Source organism: Ensifer sp. 4252, assembly GCF_050434565.1.
Taxonomy (GTDB): Bacteria; Pseudomonadota; Alphaproteobacteria; order Rhizobiales; family Rhizobiaceae; genus Ensifer.
In genome coordinates this window covers 119,221-140,178 of sequence record NZ_JBNDIU010000016.1, presented here as the reverse complement: position 1 = coordinate 140,178, position 20,958 = coordinate 119,221, and the positions used below count along the sequence as shown (strand labels likewise).

The 20,958-nt window shown below is 62.4% G+C and carries 24 protein-coding genes; 15 read left to right on the top strand and 9 right to left on the bottom strand.

What is annotated here, in order from left to right; translation table 11 throughout:
• Positions 1 to 8 precede the first annotated feature (8 nt).
• Positions 9 to 899: a branched-chain amino acid aminotransferase gene (locus ABIE33_RS25035; RefSeq protein WP_429130512.1), complete on the bottom strand. Its 891-nt coding sequence runs from the start codon at positions 897 to 899 to the stop codon at positions 9 to 11.
• 271 nt (positions 900 to 1,170) lie between these two features.
• Here ABIE33_RS25035 and ABIE33_RS25030 point away from each other — a divergent pair, with 271 nt between their 5' ends.
• Genes ABIE33_RS25030 through ABIE33_RS25010 form a run of 5 tightly spaced genes read left to right on the top strand, consistent with a single transcriptional unit; the run spans position 1,171 to position 4,469 of the window.
• Complete coding sequence (locus tag ABIE33_RS25030) at positions 1,171 to 1,653, top strand: MarR family winged helix-turn-helix transcriptional regulator (RefSeq protein WP_025427911.1); 483 nt, start codon at positions 1,171 to 1,173, stop codon at positions 1,651 to 1,653.
• 45 nt (positions 1,654 to 1,698) lie between these two features.
• The gene (locus tag ABIE33_RS25025) at positions 1,699 to 2,400 is read left to right on the top strand and encodes a response regulator (RefSeq protein WP_065786378.1); all 702 of its coding nucleotides are present in this window, start codon (positions 1,699 to 1,701) and stop codon (positions 2,398 to 2,400) included.
• Positions 2,401 to 2,403: 3 nt separating this feature from the next.
• Positions 2,404 to 2,553 carry a hypothetical protein gene (locus tag ABIE33_RS25020; RefSeq protein WP_429130511.1) on the top strand — a complete coding sequence of 50 codons (150 nt, stop codon included), beginning with the start codon at positions 2,404 to 2,406 and terminating at the stop codon, positions 2,551 to 2,553.
• Positions 2,540 to 3,922, top strand: a complete 1,383-nt coding sequence (locus tag ABIE33_RS25015; protein WP_429130510.1) for an ATP-binding protein — start codon at positions 2,540 to 2,542, stop codon at positions 3,920 to 3,922. Before ABIE33_RS25020 ends, ABIE33_RS25015 begins: the two co-directional genes overlap by 14 nt.
• A 43-nt stretch (positions 3,923 to 3,965) precedes the next feature.
• On the top strand, positions 3,966 to 4,469 hold the full coding sequence (locus ABIE33_RS25010; protein WP_429130509.1) for a tetratricopeptide repeat protein: 504 nt from the start codon (positions 3,966 to 3,968) through the stop codon (positions 4,467 to 4,469).
• A 56-nt stretch (positions 4,470 to 4,525) separates the two neighbouring features.
• On the opposite strand, the gene ABIE33_RS25005 is transcribed toward ABIE33_RS25010, so the two are convergent.
• The 5 genes from ABIE33_RS25005 to ABIE33_RS24985 form a co-directional block, all read right to left on the bottom strand.
• A complete protein-coding gene (locus ABIE33_RS25005) occupies positions 4,526 to 5,089 on the bottom strand; it encodes a protein-tyrosine phosphatase family protein (RefSeq protein WP_429130508.1) in 564 nt (187 codons plus the stop codon).
• 4 nt (positions 5,090 to 5,093) lie between these two features.
• Positions 5,094 to 5,435 carry a tRNA-binding protein gene (locus tag ABIE33_RS25000; RefSeq protein ID WP_429130507.1) on the bottom strand — a complete coding sequence of 114 codons (342 nt, stop codon included), beginning with the start codon at positions 5,433 to 5,435 and terminating at the stop codon, positions 5,094 to 5,096.
• 15 nt (positions 5,436 to 5,450) lie between these two features.
• Entirely contained in the window at positions 5,451 to 6,269 is an 819-nt protein-coding gene (gene proC / locus ABIE33_RS24995) for a pyrroline-5-carboxylate reductase (RefSeq protein ID WP_429130506.1), read from the bottom strand.
• 1 nt (position 6,270) lies between these two features.
• Entirely contained in the window at positions 6,271 to 6,771 is a 501-nt protein-coding gene (locus ABIE33_RS24990) for a YbjN domain-containing protein (protein WP_025427918.1), read from the bottom strand.
• 447 nt (positions 6,772 to 7,218) lie between these two features.
• Positions 7,219 to 7,479: an accessory factor UbiK family protein gene (locus ABIE33_RS24985; RefSeq protein WP_025427919.1), complete on the bottom strand. Its 261-nt coding sequence runs from the start codon at positions 7,477 to 7,479 to the stop codon at positions 7,219 to 7,221.
• A 191-nt stretch (positions 7,480 to 7,670) separates the two neighbouring features.
• Between ABIE33_RS24985 and lgt the strand changes: the two genes are divergently transcribed.
• The 8 genes from lgt (at position 7,671) to ABIE33_RS24945 (ending at position 15,020) form a co-directional block, all read left to right on the top strand.
• Entirely contained in the window at positions 7,671 to 8,516 is an 846-nt protein-coding gene (lgt, locus tag ABIE33_RS24980) for a prolipoprotein diacylglyceryl transferase (protein WP_429130505.1), read from the top strand.
• Between the two features lie 12 nt (positions 8,517 to 8,528).
• Entirely contained in the window at positions 8,529 to 9,632 is a 1,104-nt protein-coding gene (locus ABIE33_RS24975; RefSeq protein WP_429130504.1) for a class I SAM-dependent methyltransferase, read from the top strand.
• Between the two features lie 255 nt (positions 9,633 to 9,887).
• On the top strand, positions 9,888 to 10,682 hold the full coding sequence (pgeF, locus tag ABIE33_RS24970; RefSeq protein ID WP_429130503.1) for a peptidoglycan editing factor PgeF: 795 nt from the start codon (positions 9,888 to 9,890) through the stop codon (positions 10,680 to 10,682).
• 1 nt (position 10,683) lies between these two features.
• Positions 10,684 to 11,835 carry a M24 family metallopeptidase gene (locus ABIE33_RS24965; RefSeq protein WP_429130502.1) on the top strand — a complete coding sequence of 384 codons (1,152 nt, stop codon included), beginning with the start codon at positions 10,684 to 10,686 and terminating at the stop codon, positions 11,833 to 11,835.
• An 89-nt stretch (positions 11,836 to 11,924) separates the two neighbouring features.
• Entirely contained in the window at positions 11,925 to 12,755 is an 831-nt protein-coding gene (locus ABIE33_RS24960; RefSeq protein ID WP_429130501.1) for a hypothetical protein, read from the top strand.
• A gap of 206 nt (positions 12,756 to 12,961) precedes the next feature.
• A complete protein-coding gene (locus tag ABIE33_RS24955) occupies positions 12,962 to 13,894 on the top strand; it encodes a ribose-phosphate pyrophosphokinase (RefSeq protein WP_429130500.1) in 933 nt (310 codons plus the stop codon).
• Between the two features lie 515 nt (positions 13,895 to 14,409).
• Positions 14,410 to 14,649, top strand: a complete 240-nt coding sequence (locus ABIE33_RS24950; protein ID WP_429130499.1) for a hypothetical protein — start codon at positions 14,410 to 14,412, stop codon at positions 14,647 to 14,649.
• Between the two features lie 17 nt (positions 14,650 to 14,666).
• Entirely contained in the window at positions 14,667 to 15,020 is a 354-nt protein-coding gene (locus ABIE33_RS24945; RefSeq protein ID WP_429130498.1) for an EF-hand domain-containing protein, read from the top strand.
• A gap of 80 nt (positions 15,021 to 15,100) precedes the next feature.
• On the opposite strand, the gene ABIE33_RS24940 is transcribed toward ABIE33_RS24945, so the two are convergent.
• From ABIE33_RS24940 to ABIE33_RS24930, 3 genes are all read right to left on the bottom strand, one after another.
• Positions 15,101 to 15,487 carry a DUF779 domain-containing protein gene (locus ABIE33_RS24940; protein ID WP_429130497.1) on the bottom strand — a complete coding sequence of 129 codons (387 nt, stop codon included), beginning with the start codon at positions 15,485 to 15,487 and terminating at the stop codon, positions 15,101 to 15,103.
• A 237-nt stretch (positions 15,488 to 15,724) separates the two neighbouring features.
• Positions 15,725 to 17,233, bottom strand: coding sequence for an aldehyde dehydrogenase (adh, locus tag ABIE33_RS24935; RefSeq protein ID WP_429130496.1), 1,509 nt, complete (start codon positions 17,231 to 17,233; stop codon positions 15,725 to 15,727).
• Between the two features lie 395 nt (positions 17,234 to 17,628).
• A complete protein-coding gene (locus ABIE33_RS24930) occupies positions 17,629 to 18,585 on the bottom strand; it encodes a helix-turn-helix domain-containing protein (RefSeq protein WP_429130495.1) in 957 nt (318 codons plus the stop codon).
• A 249-nt stretch (positions 18,586 to 18,834) separates the two neighbouring features.
• Here ABIE33_RS24930 and ABIE33_RS24925 point away from each other — a divergent pair, with 249 nt between their 5' ends.
• Entirely contained in the window at positions 18,835 to 20,016 is a 1,182-nt protein-coding gene (locus ABIE33_RS24925; protein ID WP_429130494.1) for a benzoate/H(+) symporter BenE family transporter, read from the top strand.
• Positions 20,017 to 20,262: 246 nt separating this feature from the next.
• Positions 20,263 to 20,871, top strand: coding sequence for a 50S ribosomal protein L25/general stress protein Ctc (locus ABIE33_RS24920; RefSeq protein ID WP_429130493.1), 609 nt, complete (start codon positions 20,263 to 20,265; stop codon positions 20,869 to 20,871).
• Positions 20,872 to 20,958: the final 87 nt, after the last annotated feature.

Here is a 20,958-nt window from a genome sequence, read left to right as displayed (position 1 = left end):
GGTGGAGATTATTCGGCCGCTGCGGCGACCGGATAGACTTCCTTCATGTAGTCGTTCATCAGCGTTTCGCAGATGGTCGCCGGCGTGAAGCGATAGGGGCCGATCTCGGAAACCGGCGTCACCTCTGCGGCGGAACCGGTGAGGAAGCACTCGCTGAACCCGGACAGTTCCTCCGGCATGATCGCCCGTTCGACCACCTGGTAGCCGCGGCGCTTCGCCAGCTCGATCACCGTGCGTCGCGTGATGCCGTCGAGGAAGCAATCCGGCACCGGCGTGTGGATGACCCCGTCCTTGACGAAGAAGATGTTGGCGCCGGTCGCCTCCGCTACCTGGCCACGGTAGTCGAGCATCATCGCGTCGGCATAGCCTTTGGCTTCCGCCGCATGCTTGGAGATCGTGCAGATCATGTAGAGACCTGCAGCCTTCGATTTCGACGGCGCCGTCTTCGGATCCGGGCGGTGCCATTCGGCGATATCGAGACGAATGCCCTTCAGCTTTTCGGCCGGGTTGAAATAGCTGCCCCATTGCCAGATGGCGATCGCCACGTTGATGCGGTTGCTCTGGGCCGAAACGCCCATCATCTCGCTGCCGCGCCATGCGATCGGCCGGACATAGGCTTCAGAGAAGCCCTGGCGCTTCAGAAGCTCAACGCTCGCCGCATCCAGTTCTTCGACGGAATAGGGAATCTTGAAGCCCAGGATTTCTGCGGAGTTGTGAAGGCGCTGGTTGTGTTCGGTCAGCTTGAAAATGCGGCCGCCATAGGCGCGTTCGCCCTCGAATACGGCGCTTGCATAGTGCAGACCATGGGTCAGCACGTGGATCTTGGCGTCCTTCCACGCGACGAACTCACCGTTGAACCAGATTTCGCCGTCCAACTGATCAAAAGGAACCGCTGCCATGATGTCGTCCTCCGACGCTTGTGCGCCATTCTTGCTGTTGATTATCTTCCCGCTTTCAGTTTATCGGCAAACTGATTGTGGGAAAATTCAATTTCGAGATTTTGGATTTGCGATCGGTGCGGCGCGGCATATCCTCCTGAGGTATTACCGCCGCCAAATGTCTCGCTTACCGAGCATGGACGCTACCAACGCGGTAAAAATATGTCAATAAAGCTGACATATTTTTCCGATTGTTTCGTAAGTTGCAACTTGGCTGAAAGGAAATGACCGCGTGGCCGGCCAATCCAAAGAAAACACCCGATATGTGGGCGACACGGTCGCGCACGACGATGATACGATCGACTTCGAAATCATCGAGCTGCTTTTCTTCGCCTATCGCGACTTCACCTCCGATCCGGATGCGATCCTGGAAAAGAGCGGCTTCGGCCGCGCGCATCACCGCGTCGTGCACTTTGTCGACCGCGAGCCGGGCATGACCGTGGCAGACCTGCTCGATACGCTGAAGATCACCAAACAGAGCCTGGCCCGGGTGCTCAAGCAGCTGATCGATTCCGGCTATATCCGGCAGGTCACGGGGCCAGAGGACCGGCGTCAGCGCATGCTCTACACCACCGAGGAAGGCCAGGCGCTCGCCCGTGCGCTTGCCGAGCCACAGTCCCGCCGCATAGCCGATGCATTGGCAAAGACGGGTCCCGGCGCGCGCGAAACCGTCAAGCGCTTCCTTGCCTGCATGAAGAACGGCGCCGGGGACTGAAATGTCGAAAGCCCGCTATCGGCGGGCGACGGGGGAAAGCTAGGCATGACAACAAAAGCGACAGTCTCCGACGATGCCGCCCATCTACTGGTCGTCGACGATGACAGGCGTATCCGCGATCTGCTCAACCGCTATCTGGTCGAACAGGGTTTTCGCGTCACGACCGCCGCCGACGCCGATGAAGCACGGCGCAAGCTGGTCGGTCTCGATTTCGACCTGTTGATCGTCGACGTGATGATGCCCGGCGAAAGCGGCATTTCCCTGACGCAGAGCCTGCGTCAGATCAAGACCGTGCCGATCCTGATGCTGACGGCGCTGGCAGAATCGAATTCGCGCATCGAGGGCCTCGAAGCCGGCGCCGACGATTATCTCTCCAAGCCCTTCGAGCCGCGCGAACTGGTGCTGCGCATCAGCAATATCCTGCGACGCAACCAGCCGGCGCAGGCGCCTAAGGTCGATCAGGTGATCTTCGGTCCCTACACGTTCTCCGTGGTCCGCAAGGAGCTTCGGCGCGGCGCCGATCACATCCGCCTCACCGACCGCGAGCAGGAAATCATGACGCTGTTCTCCCAGCGCGCCGGCGAGACGATCCCGCGCCACGAGCTGATCGGCGACGATGCCGAGGTCGGCGAACGCACCATCGATGTCCAGATCAATCGCCTGAGGCGCAAGATCGAGGACGATCCTTCCAACCCCGTTTGGCTACAGACGGTCCGCGGCATCGGCTATAGGTTGAGCGTGGACTAAAGCATGTCGCGCAAAAGTGCGCAGCGGTTTTGCGATAACGACATGCGCAGAGACAAGAAATTGAAGCGCAACAAGCGAATCCCAGAGATCGCGGCGCGCTTTAGAATGGCGACCCCTACGATGAGCGCGGCGGAAACCGATGGCAAGCTTTGACAGTATGCGGCGCGAGACGGCAAGCCCGAGCGACAATTCGTGGAAGCGTATCTCCCGCTGGCTGCGCCGGCGGTTGCCGATGGGCCTCTATGCCCGTTCGCTGCTCATCGTCATCATCCCGATGGTGCTGCTGCAATCGGTGGTCGCCTTCGTCTTCATGGAGCGGCACTGGCAACTGGTGACACAGCGCCTCTCGGCTGCCGTGACCGGAGATATCGCTGCAATCGTCGATCTGATCGCCACTTTCCCCGCCGATCGCGACATCTCGGAAATCGTCCGCGTTGCCCGCGACCAGCTCGATCTCAGCATCTCCGTCGAACCGGGCGGCGAGCTGCCGCCGCCGCGGCCCAAGCCCTTCTTCGAGATCCTCGATCAAATTTTGAGCGAGGAGATCTCCAACCAGGTCCGCCGCCCCTTCTGGATTGACACGGTTGGCAATTCCAACCTTGTCGAAATCCGCATCAAGCTCGACGACGGCCGCATGCTCCGGGTCTATGCCCGCCGCAACCAGGCCTATGCCTCCAATACACATATCTTCATCGTCTGGATGGTCGCCGCCTCGCTGGTGCTGCTGTCGATCGCCATCCTGTTCCTGCGCGGGCAGATCCGGCCGATCCTGGCGCTGACGAAGGCAGCGGAAAGCTTCGGCAAGGGCCAGAAGATCGACGACTTCGCGCCGCGCGGCGCCGATGAAATTCGCCGTGCCGGCCTCGCCTTCATCCAGATGCGCGAGCGCATCGAGCGCCAGATCGAGCAGCGCACGGCCATGCTCACCGGTGTCAGCCATGACCTTCGAACCATCCTCACCCGCTTCAGGCTGCAACTGGCGCTGGCCGGCAACAACCCGGACCTCGAAAGCCTCAATCAGGATGTCGATGACATGCAGAACATGCTCGAGGGCTACCTTGCCTTTGCCCGTGGCGAGGCGGAGGAAGACGTCGGGCAATTGAAGCTCAGCGACCTGATGACGCGGCTTGCCGCCGAAGCCGAACTGCACGGCAAGACGCTGACGACGTCGATCGAGGGGGAGAACGAGGTCCGCGTCCGGCCGAACGCCTTCACGCGTCTCGTCGCCAACCTCGCATCGAACGCCTATCGCTACGCCAATCGCGTCAATATCGACGCGCGCCACAGCGCCAAATGGGTGACGATCACCGTCGACGACGACGGCCCCGGCATTCCGGAGCGCTCGCGTGAGGACGTGTTCAAGCCGTTCTTCCGCCTGGACGAGGCGCGCAACCTCGACAGTTCAGGGACCGGCCTTGGCCTCGCGATCGCCCGCGACATCGCCCGCAGCCACGGCGGCAACGTCACGCTCGGCGATAGCCCGCTGGGCGGCCTGCGGGCGACCGTGCGCGTGCCGGCGTGATCCGGGCGATCTGGTCAGTGCTGCAGATATGGAGGCACCGGACGTGTCCAACACGCTAGATTGGGACGATTGGGAGCAGCGGCTGGCTCTGCACTGGGTGGATTTCGGCCATATGGACGCGGCAGCGTTCGTCGAGCGGCTCGAGGCGCTGGCGGCCGAGCTGCCGGACGGTGATCCGATCGGCCTCTTCGAGCAGGCATCCGCGCAGGATTCCCTCGGCAACGAGGCAAATGCAGCACCTCTGTACCGGCAGGCGCTTGCCGGTGGCCTCTCCGGCACTCGCCGTCGCCGCGCCACCATCCAGCTTGCAAGCACGCTGCGCAATCTCGGACAGATAGACGAGAGCATTGCCTTGCTGGAAGCCGAGCGCGCGATGCCATCCGACGAACTCGACGATGCCGTTGTCGCCTTTCTGGCGCTCTCACTGGTGGATGCCGGAAGGCCGCAGGAAGCCGGTGGCCTGGCGCTCGGCAGGCTGGCGCGCCATCTGCCCCGCTACAACGGTTCGCTCAAGCGCTACGCCGACGCGTTGCTGCCGAACGCGTGAGCATTCCGACGCAGATCGTTTTCCCCGAAGCACTACGCGTCTTCGGGCAACATGTTTTAGCGGGTGTAAATCGAAGTCAGGCCGCGCCGCTCGTTGAAGCGGTGCCAAGCATCGATGCGACGCGGATGACGCGCGCGCATGGCGTCGAGCGGAGCCAGCAGCCGGCCTTCGCGACCGAGCGAGGCATCGAGGATCTCGATGATCCGCCTGTTCGGCCAGGGCTTTCTGGTGATAGTCAGCAGCGCGCGGAAAGCGTCATCCTCGCGCCCGGCCCCAAGCTGGTGGGCGATCAGGCCATAGGCAAAGGCCGTCGACCGGCTGACGCCGGCATGGCAATGCACCAGAATGCGGCTCGACGTGTCGTCGGCTGCGGGCCGCATCGCTTCGAACACCTCCAGAACCAGATCCGTGAAGTGCTGCGTTGCGACGACGTTTTCCTGGTCGCGCATGCGCACGACGCGATGGCTTGCCTCGGCGATCACGGGCACGTCGGTATCGGGCAGTTCCGGATCGAGCAGCGAGAGAACATGGCTGGCGCGCCAGTCGCGCGCAGCATCTGCCGCGCGCCAAAGGCAGGAAACCTTCACGCGCTCGGGTATCAGATCAACATGGATTGTCATCGGATCACATCAGCTTTCGGCCGTTGGGTATCGGCTTGTCGACGGCAGCCAGCACGATCGCGCCGGCCTCGTCTTCAAAGCCCAGCGTCAGAACCTCGGAACGGACAGGACCAATCTGGCGTGGCGGAAAATTGACCACGGCCATAATCTGCCGGCCGACGAGATCCTCAGGCTGGTAGTGCACGGTGATCTGCGCCGATGACTTTTTTATGCCGATCTCGGGACCGAAATCGATCTTCAGCTTGTAGGCCGGCTTGCGCGCCTCGGGGAAAGCCTCGGCTTCGATGATGGTACCGACACGAATATCGACGCGTTCGAAATCTGCGAAAGTAATCGTTTCCGACATGGCAATGCTCTTGAATTAACCGGCCAGTTCCTCGGCGCGCTGGCGGGCAGCGGCGATGGCCTTATCGAAAAGTGGCTGCATCCCATCATCAGCCATCAGCACTGCGAGTGCTGCGGCGGTCGTGCCGCCCGGCGACGTTACGTTCTGGCGCAGCCTTGAAGCGTCGTCGGGGGACTGATGAAGGAGTTCACCAGCCCCCGCGACGGTTTCCCGCGCGAGCCGCATGGCGAGGTCCGCCTTGAGACCGGCCTTGCGCCCGGCCTCCGCCATGCACTCGACGAGGTAGAATACATAGGCCGGACCGCTGCCGGAAACGGCGGTGACGGCATCGATATCGGCTTCGGTCTCGACCCATTCAACCGGGCCGCTGACCTTCAAGAGATCATGAACTTGGCCGCGCTGCGCGTCGCTGACGCGGGCATTGGCAAAGGCACCGGTAACACCGCGGCCGATCATCGCCGGCGTGTTGGGCATGGCGCGCACGGTGGCGGCAGCACCCAGGTGTCTTTCGATAAAGGCAAGCGTCTTGCCGGCAGCGACCGACACGATGACCGTGCTTTGACCGACGAGCGACTTCAGCGGCGGCAGCACCGCCTCCATCACCTGAGGCTTGACGGCGATAAAGATCACCGCAGCCTCGACACCACCAGGAGCAGAGGTCGCGTGGCTGACGCCATTGTCGGCGATCAGCTTTGCCATCGCCGGCGGCGGGCCGGGATCGATGACGAGAATGTCGGCGCCCTTGACGCCGCTCTTCAGCCAGCCGCTGAGCATGGCGCCACCCATATTGCCGGCGCCGATGAGAACGATGGGACCGGAAGCGACGGCTGCCATATCAGGCCTCCCCGACCGTTTCGAACAGGACCGCATCGACGGCGCGCTGCGCATCCATGCCCGACCAGACGACGAACTGGAACGCCTGGAAATAGGACTCGCAGGCATCGAGCGCGCTCGAAAGCAGAACCTCGACCTGCTGATTGGTGGGCTCGGCCCCGCCGGCGAGCAGCAGCGACTGCCGGAAGATCACCACCTCTTCCTGCCGCCACAGATCGAAATGCCCCATGAGCACCTGACCGTTGATGTGCGACAGAAGACGGATGACTTCGTTGACACGGCTATCGGGAACCTTGATGTCGAAGGCGCAGGCAAGATGCAGCGCCTCAAACTCTTCCATCCACGAGAAGGAAACGTGGTAGTCCGCCCACTTGCCCTCCACGGTCATGGCGATCTCGTCCTCGCCCGACCGTTCGAATGACCAGTCATTGGTGGCGGCCACGAACTCGATCATATCGACCGGGTTGGACTGACGCTCGATTTCCATTTCCAAAAGGCTCATGCATCACCCTAGTAGGCGCGACACAGGCGCGCGTTATCACGTTTACAAGACGCAACTCTGCAAACCTGGCACTGAATAAGAACACACTATGATTGCTGAACTCACATCCATCCTGGCTGACTTACCCTGCCTGGAGCTTGCGTGGTCCGTTTCGAATCATCATTTAAAATCAGTGTATAATGGCGGAGTCAGGCTGCCAGCCCCCCGGCCGAAAAATAGCCGGGTACAACCACTTGCGTGTTGCCATTTCGATTCAGCCCGGGTGGTTAAACGACTCTGGCATAAGGGTTTTTTGCCAGTGTCCACAGGTGGAAAACTTTTCAGGTTTTATTAACCTCCCTGTGCGGCGTTTCACACTGCAAAGGAATAGCGACAGCAAAACGCCCGCAGAATCGATCCGCGGGCGAAGTAGAAACGTTGAAAAGCCGTTATTTGGCAGGAATCGCGTTACTTGCCGCTTTCAGCGAGACGCGCTTCCAGAGCCTCGATACGCGCCAGAAGCGCATCATTTTCGTCGCGCGCCTTGATCGCCATTTCCTTCACGGCTTCGAACTCCTCGCGCTTGACGACATCGAGCGAATTCATCGCGCGCTCTGCCTGGGCGCGAAACGCGGTCTCGACCTCGCGACGTACACCCTGGGCCGCCCCCGCGGCATCGGTCATCAGCTTGGCAAAATCATCCATGATGCGGTTGGCGCCTGTGCTCATCGTCCTGATCTCCATATTCGGCCGCCGCTTCGCATTGCGATGCGGTCCTGGTTTTCAGGTAGGGTCAGGCGCGAACGGATGCAAGAAAAATCACCAAACTGTGGTTGGCCGTCGGCCGCAAGCGGCCTTGACCCCGCCGGATTCGATCGCCATGTTCCGGCAAAACAACCGGTCCGGAACGAGAAGACATTTTGGAAACCATCGCGACCCGCCTCGCCATTCTCCCCTTCCCTCAAATCGATCCCGTGATCTTCCAGATCGGTCCGCTCGCCGTCCATTGGTACGGCCTCGCCTATGTCGCCGGAATCCTGATCGGCTGGTATTACGCGCGCCGCCTCGTGCAGAACACGTCGCTCTGGCGCAACGGCGAACCCGCCGCCACCCTGGCGCAGCTCGACGACTTCCTGCTTTGGGCCGCCGGCGGCATCGTTCTTGGCGGCCGCATCGGCTACATCCTTTTCTATGATCTGGGCTCCGTCCTCGAAAACCCGATCCGCGCGCTCGAGATCTGGAATGGCGGCATGTCGTTCCACGGCGGCTTCCTCGGCACGACGATCGCCATGATTGTCTTTGCGCGCAGGAACGGCATCGCCATCTGGAGCATGTTCGACATCGTCGCAGCCGTTGTTCCGATCGGCCTGTTCTTCGGCCGCATCGCCAACTTCATCAACGGCGAACTTTGGGGCCGGCTCTCGTCCGCGCCCTGGGCAATGGTGTTCCCGACCGGCGGCCCCTTCGCCCGCCACCCGAGCCAGCTTTATGAGGCGGCACTCGAAGGCCTCGTGCTGCTCGCGGTCATCGCCGGGTTCATTTATCGCCGCCATGCGCTGAAATCGCCGGGCCTCGTCACCGGCATCTTCGTGCTCGGTTACGCCGCAAGCCGCATTTTCGTCGAATTCTTCCGCGAACCGGACGCGCAGATCGGCTACCTCGCCGGTGGTTGGTTGACCATGGGCATGCTGCTTTCGCTGCCGATGGCGCTTGCCGGCATCTGGGCCATCGCCCGGGCGCGCCGGGCCGCCGTCGCCGCCGCATAACTGGACGGACGCATGACGACACCACTCGCGGACAAGATAAAGACGCTGATCAGGACCAACGGCCCGATCAGCGTCACCGACTATTTCTCACTCTGCCTCGCGGATCCGGAGCACGGATACTATCGCGTCCGCGAACCCTTCGGCAAAGCGGGCGACTTCACAACTGCGCCTGAAATCAGCCAGCTCTTCGGCGAGATGATCGGCATCTTCCTCGTCCATGCCTGGCAGCAGCATGGCACGCCGGATGAGACCGTGATCGTCGAGATCGGCCCCGGCCGCGGCACGATGATGTCGGACGTCCTGCGGGTCGTCAGGCGCTTGTCCCCCGAACTTTATGCCGCCGCCAGCGTCCATCTCGTCGAGACGAGTGATCGCCTGCGCAAGGTCCAGGCGGAAACGCTGGCCGCCCATGGTGAGAAAGTGGAATGGCACACCAGTTTCGAAACGCTGCCGGAGGGCTTCCTGCTTCTCGCGGCCAACGAACTTTTCGATGCCATCCCTATCCGCCAGTTCGTGCGAACACCGCAAGGATTTCGCGAACGCATGGTGGGCCTCGATGCTGAAGACGAACTGACTTTCGCAGCGGGGATTGCCGGCATCGACCCGACACTGTTGCCGACGCCCGCACAAGCGGTTGCCGAAGGCACGATCTTCGAGATCGCGCCTGCCCGCGACGCAGTCATGGCCGCCCTTTGCGAGCGGCTGCAGATCGGCGGCGGCACCGCCGTCATCATCGACTACGGGCACCTGGCGACCAATTACGGCGATACGCTGCAGGCATTGCTCGACCATCAATACGACCCGCCGCTTGCCAATCCCGGTCGCGCTGACCTCACCAGCCATGTCGACTTCGAGCAGCTCGCACGACGCGCAAAGAGCGATGGCCTGCAGATTAACGGGCTTGTCCACCAGGGCGATTTTCTGATCGGCCTTGGTCTTCTGGAGCGCGCCGCAGCACTCGGCCGCGAGAAGGATGCCGTCGTCCAGGAAGCCATCCGCCAGGATGTCGAAAGGCTTGCCGGATCCGGCGAAGGCAAGATGGGCGAGCTCTTCAAGGTGCTTGCCGTCAGCAGCCCGCCGATTGCGCTTCCGCCGTTCCGCAAACCAAAGGCTTGATTACCTCCGCCGCAGCCGACCCAGGGTGAAAATCATCCAGGTGATCTGGGGCGCTGCGGCGCCCTTGGACCAGTGCGTTTGACGCCTTGCACCATCGGCCTTGAGCCCCCGCCGAATGGCACCCCTGTCGTTCGGCAATTGACAGCCCCGCCGTCGCGGGTCAACATCGTGCTGGCAAATCAGCCGCCAGCCACCGGGCCGCACGTGCCCCCAACCCCATTGAAACTCACGTCAAAGCAAAGGGCGAAAACACCGATGCAGCATGATGCCGCGCTTTCCCCCGTGCAAAGCTCGCTCTTTAGCGACAAGGCCGGTTCGGCGATCGCACATGGTTATTTCACCCGCCAAGGCGGCGTTTCCCAAGGCATCTATCGCGGGCTGAATGTCGGTCTCGGCTCGAACGACGACAAAGACAGGGTCGGTGAGAACCGCGCCCGTGTCAGCCGCTGGTTCGGCGCCAATCCGGAGCGGCTTGCCACCGTGCACCAGGTCCATTCTCCCGATGCGGTCGTCGTCGATGACAGCTACAACGGCAGCCGGCCAGACGCCGACGCCCTGGTGACGGCAACGCCCGGCGTCGTGCTCGGCGTGCTGTCGGCCGATTGCGGACCGATCCTGTTTGCCGACGCAGATGCCGGCGTCATCGGTGCTGCCCATGCCGGCTGGAAGGGCGCACTTGGCGGCGTGCTCGAAAGCACCATCGAGGCGATGTTGACGCTCGGCGCCCGGCGCGAGCACATCGTTGCCTGTCTCGGCCCGTCGATCAGCCGTCGCAACTACGAGGTCGGCGCCGAGTTCGTCGACCGGTTCCTTGCGACCGATGGCAGCTATGACAGGTTCTTTGGCCCGTCGGAGCGCGACGGCCACGCCATGTTCGACTTGCCCGGCCTCACCATCGCGCGCCTGACGGCCGCCGGCGTCAGCGCCGAAAACCTCGACATCTGCACCTATGCCGACGAGGACCGCTTCTTTTCCTACCGCCGCACCACCCATCGGCAGGAACCGGACTACGGCCGACAGATATCCGCAATTTGCATACGGGAGACCTGACATGGCGCTTCAATTTGCCCAGGAGGAATACGCCGCCCGCCTTGCGCGGCTGACCGCGAAGATGCGCGAAGACAAGCTCGACGCGGTTCTGCTCTTTGCCCAGGAAAGCATGTACTGGCTGACGGGCTACGACACCTTCGGCTACTGCTTCTTCCAGACGTTGGTGGTCAAGAAGGACGGCTCGATGGTGCTGTTGACGCGCTCTGCCGACCTACGCCAGGCCCGTCACACCTCCAATATCGAGCGGATCGAGATCTGGGTCGACCGCGTCAACGCCGACCCGACGATGGATCTGAAGAACCTCTTGAGCGAAATGGACCTGCTCGGCAACCGCATCGGCGTCGAATACGACACCCATGGCATGACCGGCCGGACCGCGCGCCTTGTCGACCACCAGCTTTCGACCTTCGGCGAGCTCGTTGACGCCTCGCTGCTCGTCAGCCGCCTGCGCCTGATCAAGAGCCCGGCGGAAATCGCCCATGTGGAAAGGGCAGCAAGCCTTGCCGACGACGCGCTCGATGCAGCACTCCCGCTGATCGGCCCCGGCGGCAACGAAGCCGACATCCTTGCCGCGATGCAGGGAGCGATCTTTGCCGGCGGCGGCGACTACCCGGCCAACGAGTTCATCATCGGCTCCGGCGCAGACGCGCTGCTCTGCCGTTACAAGGCCGGCCGCCGGCTGCTCGACAGCCGGGACCAGCTGACACTGGAATGGGCCGGCGTCAGCGCCCATTATCACGCCGCCATGATGCGCACAGTCGTCATCGGCGAACCCACCAACCGTCACCGCGAGCTTTACAGCGCCTGCCGCGAGACCATCCAGGCGATCGAGATGGTGCTGCGACCCGGCAACACCTTCGGCACCGTGTTCGACGTGCATGCCAAGATCATGGACGAGCGCGGCCTGGCCCGACACCGGCTGAACGCCTGCGGTTATTCGCTGGGCGCCCGCTTCTCCCCTTCCTGGATGGAGCACCAGATGTTCCACGTCGGCAACCCGCAGGAGATCGAGCCCGATATGTCGCTGTTCGTGCACATGATCATCATGGATTCGGACAGCGGCACGGCCATGACGCTCGGCCAGACCTACATCACGACCACCGATACGCCGCGCGCTCTTTCCCGTTACGGGCTGGACTTCATTTCTGCTTAGGGAAATCCGCCTACACTCGCGCTGAAATGGCAGACAACAGGAGCTGACTTCACAGAACTGCCGCGAAGGAAAGACGGACGGTTTGAACGATGCGAAAGCTTATCACGCCCATCGCAAGCCTTGGCCTTGTAGCGGCCCTGGCAAGTTGCAACAGCACGGACGCGCTGATACCGCAGGTCGACGTCGGCGGCGGAACGTTCCGCTCGCCACCGGTGACGCAGTCCGATCTCGAGTCGATGTCGACGCAGACAGCCGTCGTTCCGGTGCAAAGCTCGCCGGTGCAGCGGACCCGGGCCTTCGCCTCCCAGCCGGCACCCGCCAGCATGCCGACGGAATATGCGACCGGCGACAGCACCTACACCGATCCCGCCGGCTCACTTGAGGCGCAGGCAAGCCGCCTGGCCTCCGGGGCAGAACCGGTTCAGAACACAATGACGCTTGCCGAACCCGCACCCGTCGAAACATCCGAGCCCGCCGCCGAAGAGGTCCAGCAGCCGCCACAGCAGCAGCAGCAGCCGGCCGTTGCCTCCGTTCCGTCCGCAAGCACGGCGACGAGTGGGACGATCCGCTTCCTGCCGATCATCGGCGCGCCGGTTGCCGCAGTCACGCCGCTTTCGAAACAGCTCGGTGCCGAGGCGCGCAGCCATGGCCTGACGATCAAGGGGTCGGCCGATGCCAGCAGCGAACACATCCTCAAGGGCTACTTCTCGGCACTGAAGGACAATGGCAAGACCACGATCGTCTATGTCTGGGATGTGCTCGACGGCAGCGGCAATCGACTGCACCGCATTCAGGGACAGGACTCGGTTGCTACAGTCGGGGCCGATCTCTGGGAGGGCGTTCCGGCCGAAACAATGCAGGCAATCGCCACCAGAACCATCAGCGCCTACCTCGAATGGCGGCAATCCAAGCCCGGTTGATACAAAGTTTTTAGGATAATACGCTTCGTGGTGCAGCATTCCCCTTGCATTCAAGTTCAGTGTCGCTAAAAAGCGGCCGATCAGCTCTGAACGGCGGCCATCCGCAATGAATGTCCGCGATTGGAATGGCTCTCGGAATCTGCGCGGAAAATGCCGCTCCCGGATGAACCCGGACGGTAGCCGCGCCAGCTCAAGGCGGTCCGTCAATGAAGGTTTTCGCAGGCAACTCGAACCGGCTGCTGGCCGAAGCGATCTGCAACTATCTCAACCTGCCTCTTGGAAAGGCGACCGTAAGGCGGTTTGCCGATCAGGAGATTTTCGTCGAGATCGGCGAAAACGTGCGCGGCGAGGATGTCTTCATCATCCAGTCGACGTCGTTTCCCACCAACGATCACCTGATGGAACTGCTGATCATGATCGATGCAGTGCGCCGTTCCTCGGCCCGCCGCATCACCGCGGTGCTCCCCTATTTCGGCTATGCCCGCCAGGACCGTAAGCCTGGTCCGCGCACGCCGATCTCGGCCAAGCTCGTCTCCAACCTGATCACCGAAGCCGGCGCCGACCGCGTGCTGACACTCGATCTTCATGCCGGCCAGATCCAGGGCTTCTTCGACATCCCGACCGACAACCTCTATGCGATCCCGATCCTCGCCCGCGACGTCAAGGAAAACTACGACCTGAAGAACGTCATGGTCGTTTCGCCTGATGTCGGCGGCGTGGTGCGTGCCCGTGCGCTGGCCAAGCGCCTCGACTGTCTGCTTGCTATCGTCGACAAGCGCCGTGACCGCCCGGGTGAATCGGAAGTCATGAACGTCATCGGCGAAGTGAAAGGCAAGGACTGCCTGCTGATCGACGATATCGTCGATTCCGGCGGCACGCTCTGCAACGCCGCCGAAGCGCTGCTGAAGAACGGCGCAACCAGCGTCACCGCCTACATCACGCACGGCGTGCTTTCCGGCGGCGCTGTTGCCCGCGTCACTTCGTCGATGCTGAAGGAACTCGTGATCACCGACTCGATCCAGCCGACGACGGCGGTTCAGTCCGCGCACAACATCCGCGTCATCACGACGGCGACCCTGCTCGGTGAAGCGATCAACCGCACCAGCCAGGAAGAATCGGTTTCGAGCCTCTTCGACTGAGATAGACACGCCCGCCCGCAAAGGTTTCCGTCTTCGTCTAACGGGATTTGGCGTCCATTTTCTGTCATTCCTGACAAGCGCGTTGCGTTTAAGCAGCCTTATGCAACGCGCTTCAACTGCTCGATTTGACGCGCGTCGTCGTCGCAGAACGGCTGCGCACTTTTGTACGACATGGCCTACTGCAGAATTTCAGCCTTAAAACGGAATCGATTTATGGATAAAATTGTGTAGTAAATCAAAGTGCTACAGCGATTCCTGCGCGTCTAAGTGGACGCACGGCGCAGTAGCATCAGCGCCCAGAGTTGTCATCTTCCATCTGTAGGGGTAACATTTGTCCACTGCAGCCAGCGTCTTTCGCTGCAGACGGCATTGTTCTTCGATGAAGTGCCTCTGATCGAACAGCATCCCTTTTGATACTTCGAAGGACATAATCGAAACGTTACTTCCATGCAACGCCACTTAGGTGGCGGCTCCACCGACTATCCTGATCACGCCCGGATAATTTGGAGGAAAAGATGAGTAACCTTACGCTAACCCTTATTCTTGCAGGCGGCCTCGCCTTGTCTGGCTGCCAATCTGCTACGATGTCCCAGGGGGGCGCGGGCGATTTCGGCTGCCTTGCCGGAACCGTCAGCGGCGCAATCCTTGGCGGGTTCGCCGGCTCGGCCATCGGCGCAGGCAGCGGTCAGCTCTGGGCTGTCGGCGGCGGCGCCACGCTTGGTGGTGCGGCCGGTAGTGCCTTGACTTGCCGCTGATTACGAAAGGCTACGAAATGCGAAAAGTAGCTCTGCTTATGGCAGCCGTGCTTTGCCAGCTCGTTCCGGTCGCCGCACAGGATAAGCCTGCGGCGATGTATCAGGGGCAAATGGATCGGCTCGACCGCGACGGAGACGGCGCGATCAGCCGGCCCGAGTATCAGGGCTTCATGACAACGGCTTTCGCAAGTCTGGACAAGAACAAGGACGGTACCCTGAGCGCCGCCGAGGCAGCGCCTGTCCTGAACGCGCAACAGTTTGCCGCGATCAACGTCAACCGCGACGGCAAGATCACCCAGAGCGAGTTCCTGAACAGTGTGATGGCCGATTTCAAGGCGGCAGACAGCGGCGGCGACGGTAGTCTGCAGTAGAACACGCGCGGATCCGACGAAAGCATTCGAGAACGCCGCGCGGCCGAGGACATGTGAGGTCACGCTGACGTCAGGAGCGGTCACGCGTCGGAGCTTATTGCTGTGGCCGCCAGCGGACATGCCTCGGCGCCGGCAAAGAGGCGCGAGCGCGTCAGGAAACGCCGCTCGCGCCCATTGTCGAGCGAGAACATTCCGCCCCTGCCCGGCACCACATCGATAATCAGCTGCGTGTGCTTCCAGACTTCGAACTGGCTGGCGCTGATATAGACGGGAACGCCGCCGATCTCGCCGAGATTCACATCATTGTCGCCGACGATGTAGTCGTCAGCGGGATAGCACATCGGCGACGAGCCGTCGCAGCAGCCGCCCGACTGGTGAAACAGGATGTCGGGGTGATCGCGCCTGATCTCGGCGATGAAGTCGAGTGCCGTATCGGTCGCAAGCACACGCGGTTCGGTGGTGGTCATGACAAGCCTCTTTGCGCAAGCGCTGCGCCTTGCGGCTTCAAAAAGAGGGTGGGCCGAGGGCGAGAGCTGGAGGAGAGCCCTCGGCCACACCTGGGAGGCCCTCTCCCTTGGAGGGAGAGGGAAGCTTCTACAGCGCCGCGCGTCTTGTGAGACGCGCCAAGGTCGCTGTAGCACTTTGAATTGCTGCAAGTTTTTATCCGTAAGTCGAATGCGATTTACGGAAACATGCAGCAGGGCTCAGAAGAAGCCGAGTGCCTTCGGGCTGTAGCTCACCAGCATGTTCTTGGTCTGCTGGTAATGGTCGAGCATCATCTTGTGGGTCTCGCGGCCGATGCCCGATTGCTTGTAGCCGCCGAAAGCCGCATGGGCAGGATAGGCGTGGTAGCAATTGGTCCACACCCGGCCTGCCTGGATTTCGCGGCCGAAGCGGTAGCACCGGTTGGCGTCGCGGCTCCAGACACCGGCGCCAAGGCCGTAGAGCGTGTCGTTGGCGATCTCCAGCGCCTCGGCTTCCGTCTTGAACGTGGTGACGGACACCACGGGGCCGAAGATTTCCTCCTGGAACACCCGCATCTTGTTGTGCCCGCGGAAGACCGTCGGCTTGACGTAGAAACCCTCCGCCAGCTCGCCTTCGAGCACGTTGCGACTGCCGCCGGTCAGGACCTCGGCCCCCTCCTGCCGGCCGATGTCGATGTACGAGAGGATCTTTTCGAGCTGCTCGCTCGACGCCTGCGCGCCGATCATCGTGGCGCTGTCGAGCGGGTTGCCCTGGCGGATCGCCTCGACACGCTTCAGCGCCCTCTCCATGAAGCGATCATAGATGCTTTCCTGAACCAGGGCCCGGCTCGGGCAGGTGCAGACCTCGCCCTGGTTGAGCGCGAACATCGCGAAACCTTCGAGCGCCTTGTCGAAATAGTCGTCGTCCTCGGCAAGCACGTCGGCAAAGAAGATGTTCGGCGACTTGCCGCCAAGCTCGAGGGTAACAGGAATGAGGTTCTGGCTGGCATATTGCATGATCAGCCGCCCGGTGGTCGTTTCGCCGGTAAAGGCGATCTTGGCGATGCGCGGGTTGGTGGCAAGCGGCTTGCCGGCTTCAAGACCGAAACCATTGACGATGTTGAGCACGCCGGCCGGCAAGAGGTCGCCGACGAGGTCTGCCCACACAAGGATCGAGGCCGGCGTCTGCTCGGCCGGCTTCAGCACCACGCAGTTGCCGGCGGCGAGCGCCGGGGCGAGCTTCCAGGCGGCCATCAGGATCGGGAAGTTCCAGGGGATGATCTGGCCGACGACGCCGAGCGGCTCGTGGAAGTGATAGGCGACCGTGTCATGGTCGATCTCGCCGATCGAGCCTTCCTGGGCGCGAATGCAGGCGGCGAAATAGCGGAAATGGTCGATCGCCAGCGGAATGTCGGCCGCCATGGTTTCGCGGATCGGCTTGCCGTTGTCGAAGGTTTCGGCCCGCGCCAGAAGCTCCAGATTGTCTTCCATGCGGCTGGCGATCTTCATCAGGATGTTCGACCGCTCGGCAGCCGACGTGCGCGCCCACTTCTCGCGGACGGCATGGGCAGCGTCGAGCGCAAGCTCGATGTCGGCGGCATCCGAGCGCGCAACCTGGCACAGCACGCCACCGGTCACCGGTGTGGTATTGTCGAAGTAGCGCCCGGCCACCGGCTCGCGCCATTCGCCGCCGATGAAGTTGCCGTATTTCTGCTTGAACGGGCTCTCGACGATCTTTTGATGCAACATGCTCATTCCTCCCTGTGAACCAGCAACCAAAGCTGTGAGAGGAAGGTGATGCCGAATGTGCATCTTCGATAGAGAGGCGCGATTGCCGGCGACGCGATCTGTTTCATTATTGAGACAGCTGGGCTCAGGCCACCGTGCTGCAATGCAGCAATCGAGGTGCGCGGCGATAATCGCTTCGTCGCGCATCCGCCCCTCATCCCCCTGCCGGGACCTTCTCCCCGTCATCAGGGGGAGAAGGAACGTCGTGGCATCCGCTCGAATCTGCCGCTGCCCGTCTCGTTTTCTGCGTCACGGCTCTGAACCGACGCAGAGTTTCAGCCGCATCTCTCGTCCCCTCTCCCCGCCTGCGGGGAGAGGGTTAGGGTGAGGGGCAGCCGGCAGATGACGTAGAAAGGTCAGTTGACCGAAAGCCGCTTCATCTTGCGATAAAGCGTGGCGCGGCTGATGCCGAGCAGTTCGGCCGCCATCGACACATTGCCATTGGCGCGCGACAGCACGCGCCGGAGTGCGGCCCGCTCGGCATCGGGAAGCTCGCTCCCGTCTCCGGACGTATCCTCCTTGAGAAGATCCGACGCCGGAATGCCCGAGGCGATGCGCTTGTCGTCCAGGCCGAGCCATTGGCGCGCCGCGCGCGTCGCGCCCTGCACCAGATCGTCGCGATCAACAGCCAAAAGCGCCGGCCCTGCCCTGTCGACGGGCACGAGCACGATGCGCAATCCGGCAAAGGCTCTACGGAAAAGCCCCGCCTCAATGCGCGCGGCCGCATCGCGCACGGCCTGCGACAGCAGCGAGATGGTGATTTCCGACGCATCGTCGCGGCAGGTGGAAATGTCGATTGCCGCCGCCAGCCGGCCGAGATGATCGCGGATCGGCGCGGTGGTGCAGCTGAGCCCGATATTGCTGCTGAGGAAATGCTGGTCGCGCTGGATGATGACGGCACGCTCGTCGGCGATCGCCGTACCGATGCCGTTGGTGCCGACGCTCGCCTCGCTCCACACCGTTGCCGACCAGAGGCCGACGCCGCGGAAATCCGCATCGTCGCCGACGGCACCACGCCGCTCCAGCGCCACGCCCTTGTCGTCGGTCAGAAGCAGGCAGCAGCCGGCCTTGCCGACCGTCGCAAACAGCCGGTCGAGCTCGCCGCCCGCCTCGGCGATCAGCTCGGCCGAGCGCTGCCGCGCCAGTCGGAATTCGCTCTCGGACAATCGAAGTGGCGTGCGCCGATCCTCGGGCGCCAGACCATGGAGCGTCATGCAGCGGCGCCAGGATGCAGCCACCGGCGAGCTTGCCGCCGCGGAGGACTGGTGCGCAACCTGATAGACGTATTCCGTGTGATCCCTGACGGCAGGCATCGGTTTCCTCCCTGCAAGCAACGTCCGGCAGCCGCAGGACGAGGCCGTTCTCCCAAACGGTCGAGCCTGCTTTGCCTGCACTATAGGCATCGATTGGATGAGAGGTCCAGCAAGACGAAGGTCCACGATGAAGCCCGCATCAGCGCGTTTGATGCGTTCATCACGCCGGCGGTATCGACACGCCGGCGGAATATGATAGGCGAGTTCAAGCATCATCCGACGCGCCATCACAACAACCGGTTGCCAGCCATGCTACGTGACTTCTCGCTCCAGAGCCTCTTCATGGGCCTCTTGATCGCCTTTGTCGGCTTCGCCAGTTCCTTCGCCGTCGTCCTTCACGGGCTTGGCGGTGTCGGCGCCACGGAAGCACAGGCTGCGTCCGGGCTGATGGCGCTGTCGGTATCGATGGGCGTCTGCGCCGTCATCCTCAGCGCCGTCAGCCGGCTGCCGATCAGCATCGCCTGGTCGACCCCCGGCGCCGCGTTGCTGGCGAACTCCGGTGTCGTCGAGGGCGGCTTCAACGCCGCCGTGGGCGCCTTCCTCGTCTGCGGCCTGCTCATCGTCGTCGCCGGTCTTTGGAAACCACTCGGCCGCATGGTCTCCTCCATTCCGGCGGCACTTGCAAACGCCATGCTGGCCGGCGTCCTGCTCAGCCTTTGCTTTGCTCCGGTCAAGGCGATCGGTTTCAATCCGTTTTTCGGTCTGCCGATCCTCCTGGCCTGGGCGATCGTCGGCAGCGTCAACAGGCTTTATGCAGTGCCGGCAGCCCTGCTCGCCTTCGTGCTCGTCATCGCCTTCGGCGTCGAAATGCCGGTTAATGCCCTGGCCGATCTGTCTTCGGCGTTGGTGCCGCGCCCGGAATTCGTGATGCCGTCCTTCACGACACCCGCAATGATCAGCATCGCGCTGCCGCTGTTCATCGTCACCATGGCGTCGCAGAACATTCCCGGCATCGCCGTGATGAAAGTCAATGACTATAACCCCACTCCCGGCCCGCTGTTTGCGACGACCGGCCTGTTTTCGATGCTGAGCGCGCCTTTCGGTGGCCACGCGGTCAACCTTGCAGCGATCACCGCCGCCATGGGCGCCGGCGCCGACAGCCACCCGGATCCTGCGCGCCGCTATTGGTCGGCGATCAATGCCGGCATCTTCTATGCCATCTTCGGCCTGCTTGCCGGCGCCGTCACCACCTTCGTCAGTCTCGCGCCATCGGTATTGATCGAGGCGGTCGCCGGTCTCGCTCTTGTCGGCGCCTTTGCCGGCTCCGCCATGGCAGCCTTTACCGACGCCAGGACGCGCGAGGCAGCCGCGATTACCTTCCTGGTGACCGCCTCCGGCGTCAGTTTCGGCGGCGTCTCTGGTGCCTTCTGGGGGCTGATCGCCGGCGGCCTGATGCTGGCGCTGGCGCGCTTCACACGGAAAAAGGCCTGAGCGCGCCGTGCCCGCGACGCGCTTTCGCTATTTGATTTCGCGCATGTCGTTGTCGCAAAACCGCTGTGCCCTTTTGCGCGAGATGCTTTAAAACCGCGGCAAAGCTTGCATTTTCGGGTGATCTCGTCTATGCACCGCCCGTCCGCGTAGACACCCTTGGAGGCAATGCGGATGAAGCCCATGCGGCTTCGGTTTTTCCGCCATTGCGGATGAACTCTCCAGAATTAGACATAGAAAGGTCTACCTATGAGCCACGCAACTTATGAGCTCAAGGCCGAGACGCGCGAACGGGTTGGTAAGGGGTCCTCCCGTGAACTTCGTCGCAACGGTCTTATCCCGGCTGTCATCTACGGTGACAAGCAGGCCCCCATTTCGATCGCGCTGTCCACCAAGGACGTGACGATGAAGATCCACGCCGGCGGTTTCATGACCACCGTTGCGGTCATCGACGTCAACGGCGAAAAGATCCGCGTCCTGCCGAAGGACTACCAGCTGGATCCGGTCCGCGACTTCACCATGCACGTTGACTTCCTGCGCGTCTCCAAGGACAGCAAGGTCACCGTTCAGGTTCCGGTTCACTTCGTCAACGAAGAGAAGTCCCCGGGCCTCAAGGCTGGCGGCGTTCTCAACATCGTTCGCCACGAAGTCGAACTGGCCGTTGCTGCCGACGACATCCCGGAATTCCTGACCGTTGACCTGTCGGGTCACAAGGTCGGCGACGCGATCCACATCTCCAACATCAAGCTGCCGAAGGGCGCGACCCCGGTTATCACCGACCGCGACTTCACGATTGCGACGATCGCTGCTCCGGCTGGCGGTCTGAAGGAAGAAGAAGAAGGCGAAGCAGAAGCCTGATTCACCTTGAGGTGAAGCGGCGATCCGGCAAATGCCGGTTATCCTGCAATCCCCATTGAAAGGCCCGCCCCGTCAAACGGGGCGGGC

Coding starts and splice junctions, on each gene's coding strand:
- ABIE33_RS25015 (WP_429130510.1), top strand. CDS start 2,540: ATGGCAAGCTTTGACAGTATGCGGCGCGAGACGGCAAGCCCGAGCGAC.
- ABIE33_RS24960 (WP_429130501.1), top strand. CDS start 11,925: ATGCGAAAGCTTATCACGCCCATCGCAAGCCTTGGCCTTGTAGCGGCC.
- ABIE33_RS24950 (WP_429130499.1), top strand. CDS start 14,410: ATGAGTAACCTTACGCTAACCCTTATTCTTGCAGGCGGCCTCGCCTTG.
- ABIE33_RS24945 (WP_429130498.1), top strand. CDS start 14,667: ATGCGAAAAGTAGCTCTGCTTATGGCAGCCGTGCTTTGCCAGCTCGTT.
- adh (WP_429130496.1), bottom strand. CDS start 17,233: ATGTTGCATCAAAAGATCGTCGAGAGCCCGTTCAAGCAGAAATACGGC.
- ABIE33_RS24925 (WP_429130494.1), top strand. CDS start 18,835: ATGCTACGTGACTTCTCGCTCCAGAGCCTCTTCATGGGCCTCTTGATC.
- ABIE33_RS24965 (WP_429130502.1), top strand. CDS start 10,684: ATGGCGCTTCAATTTGCCCAGGAGGAATACGCCGCCCGCCTTGCGCGG.
- ABIE33_RS24930 (WP_429130495.1), bottom strand. CDS start 18,585: ATGCCTGCCGTCAGGGATCACACGGAATACGTCTATCAGGTTGCGCAC.
- ABIE33_RS25005 (WP_429130508.1), bottom strand. CDS start 5,089: ATGACAATCCATGTTGATCTGATACCCGAGCGCGTGAAGGTTTCCTGC.
- ABIE33_RS24975 (WP_429130504.1), top strand. CDS start 8,529: ATGACGACACCACTCGCGGACAAGATAAAGACGCTGATCAGGACCAAC.
- ABIE33_RS25035 (WP_429130512.1), bottom strand. CDS start 899: ATGGCAGCGGTTCCTTTTGATCAGTTGGACGGCGAAATCTGGTTCAAC.
- ABIE33_RS24985 (WP_025427919.1), bottom strand. CDS start 7,479: ATGAGCACAGGCGCCAACCGCATCATGGATGATTTTGCCAAGCTGATG.
- ABIE33_RS25000 (WP_429130507.1), bottom strand. CDS start 5,435: ATGTCGGAAACGATTACTTTCGCAGATTTCGAACGCGTCGATATTCGT.
- ABIE33_RS25020 (WP_429130511.1), top strand. CDS start 2,404: ATGTCGCGCAAAAGTGCGCAGCGGTTTTGCGATAACGACATGCGCAGA.
- ABIE33_RS24955 (WP_429130500.1), top strand. CDS start 12,962: ATGAAGGTTTTCGCAGGCAACTCGAACCGGCTGCTGGCCGAAGCGATC.
- ABIE33_RS25025 (WP_065786378.1), top strand. CDS start 1,699: ATGACAACAAAAGCGACAGTCTCCGACGATGCCGCCCATCTACTGGTC.
- ABIE33_RS24940 (WP_429130497.1), bottom strand. CDS start 15,487: ATGACCACCACCGAACCGCGTGTGCTTGCGACCGATACGGCACTCGAC.
- ABIE33_RS24990 (WP_025427918.1), bottom strand. CDS start 6,771: ATGAGCCTTTTGGAAATGGAAATCGAGCGTCAGTCCAACCCGGTCGAT.
- proC (WP_429130506.1), bottom strand. CDS start 6,269: ATGGCAGCCGTCGCTTCCGGTCCCATCGTTCTCATCGGCGCCGGCAAT.
- pgeF (WP_429130503.1), top strand. CDS start 9,888: ATGCAGCATGATGCCGCGCTTTCCCCCGTGCAAAGCTCGCTCTTTAGC.
- ABIE33_RS24920 (WP_429130493.1), top strand. CDS start 20,263: ATGAGCCACGCAACTTATGAGCTCAAGGCCGAGACGCGCGAACGGGTT.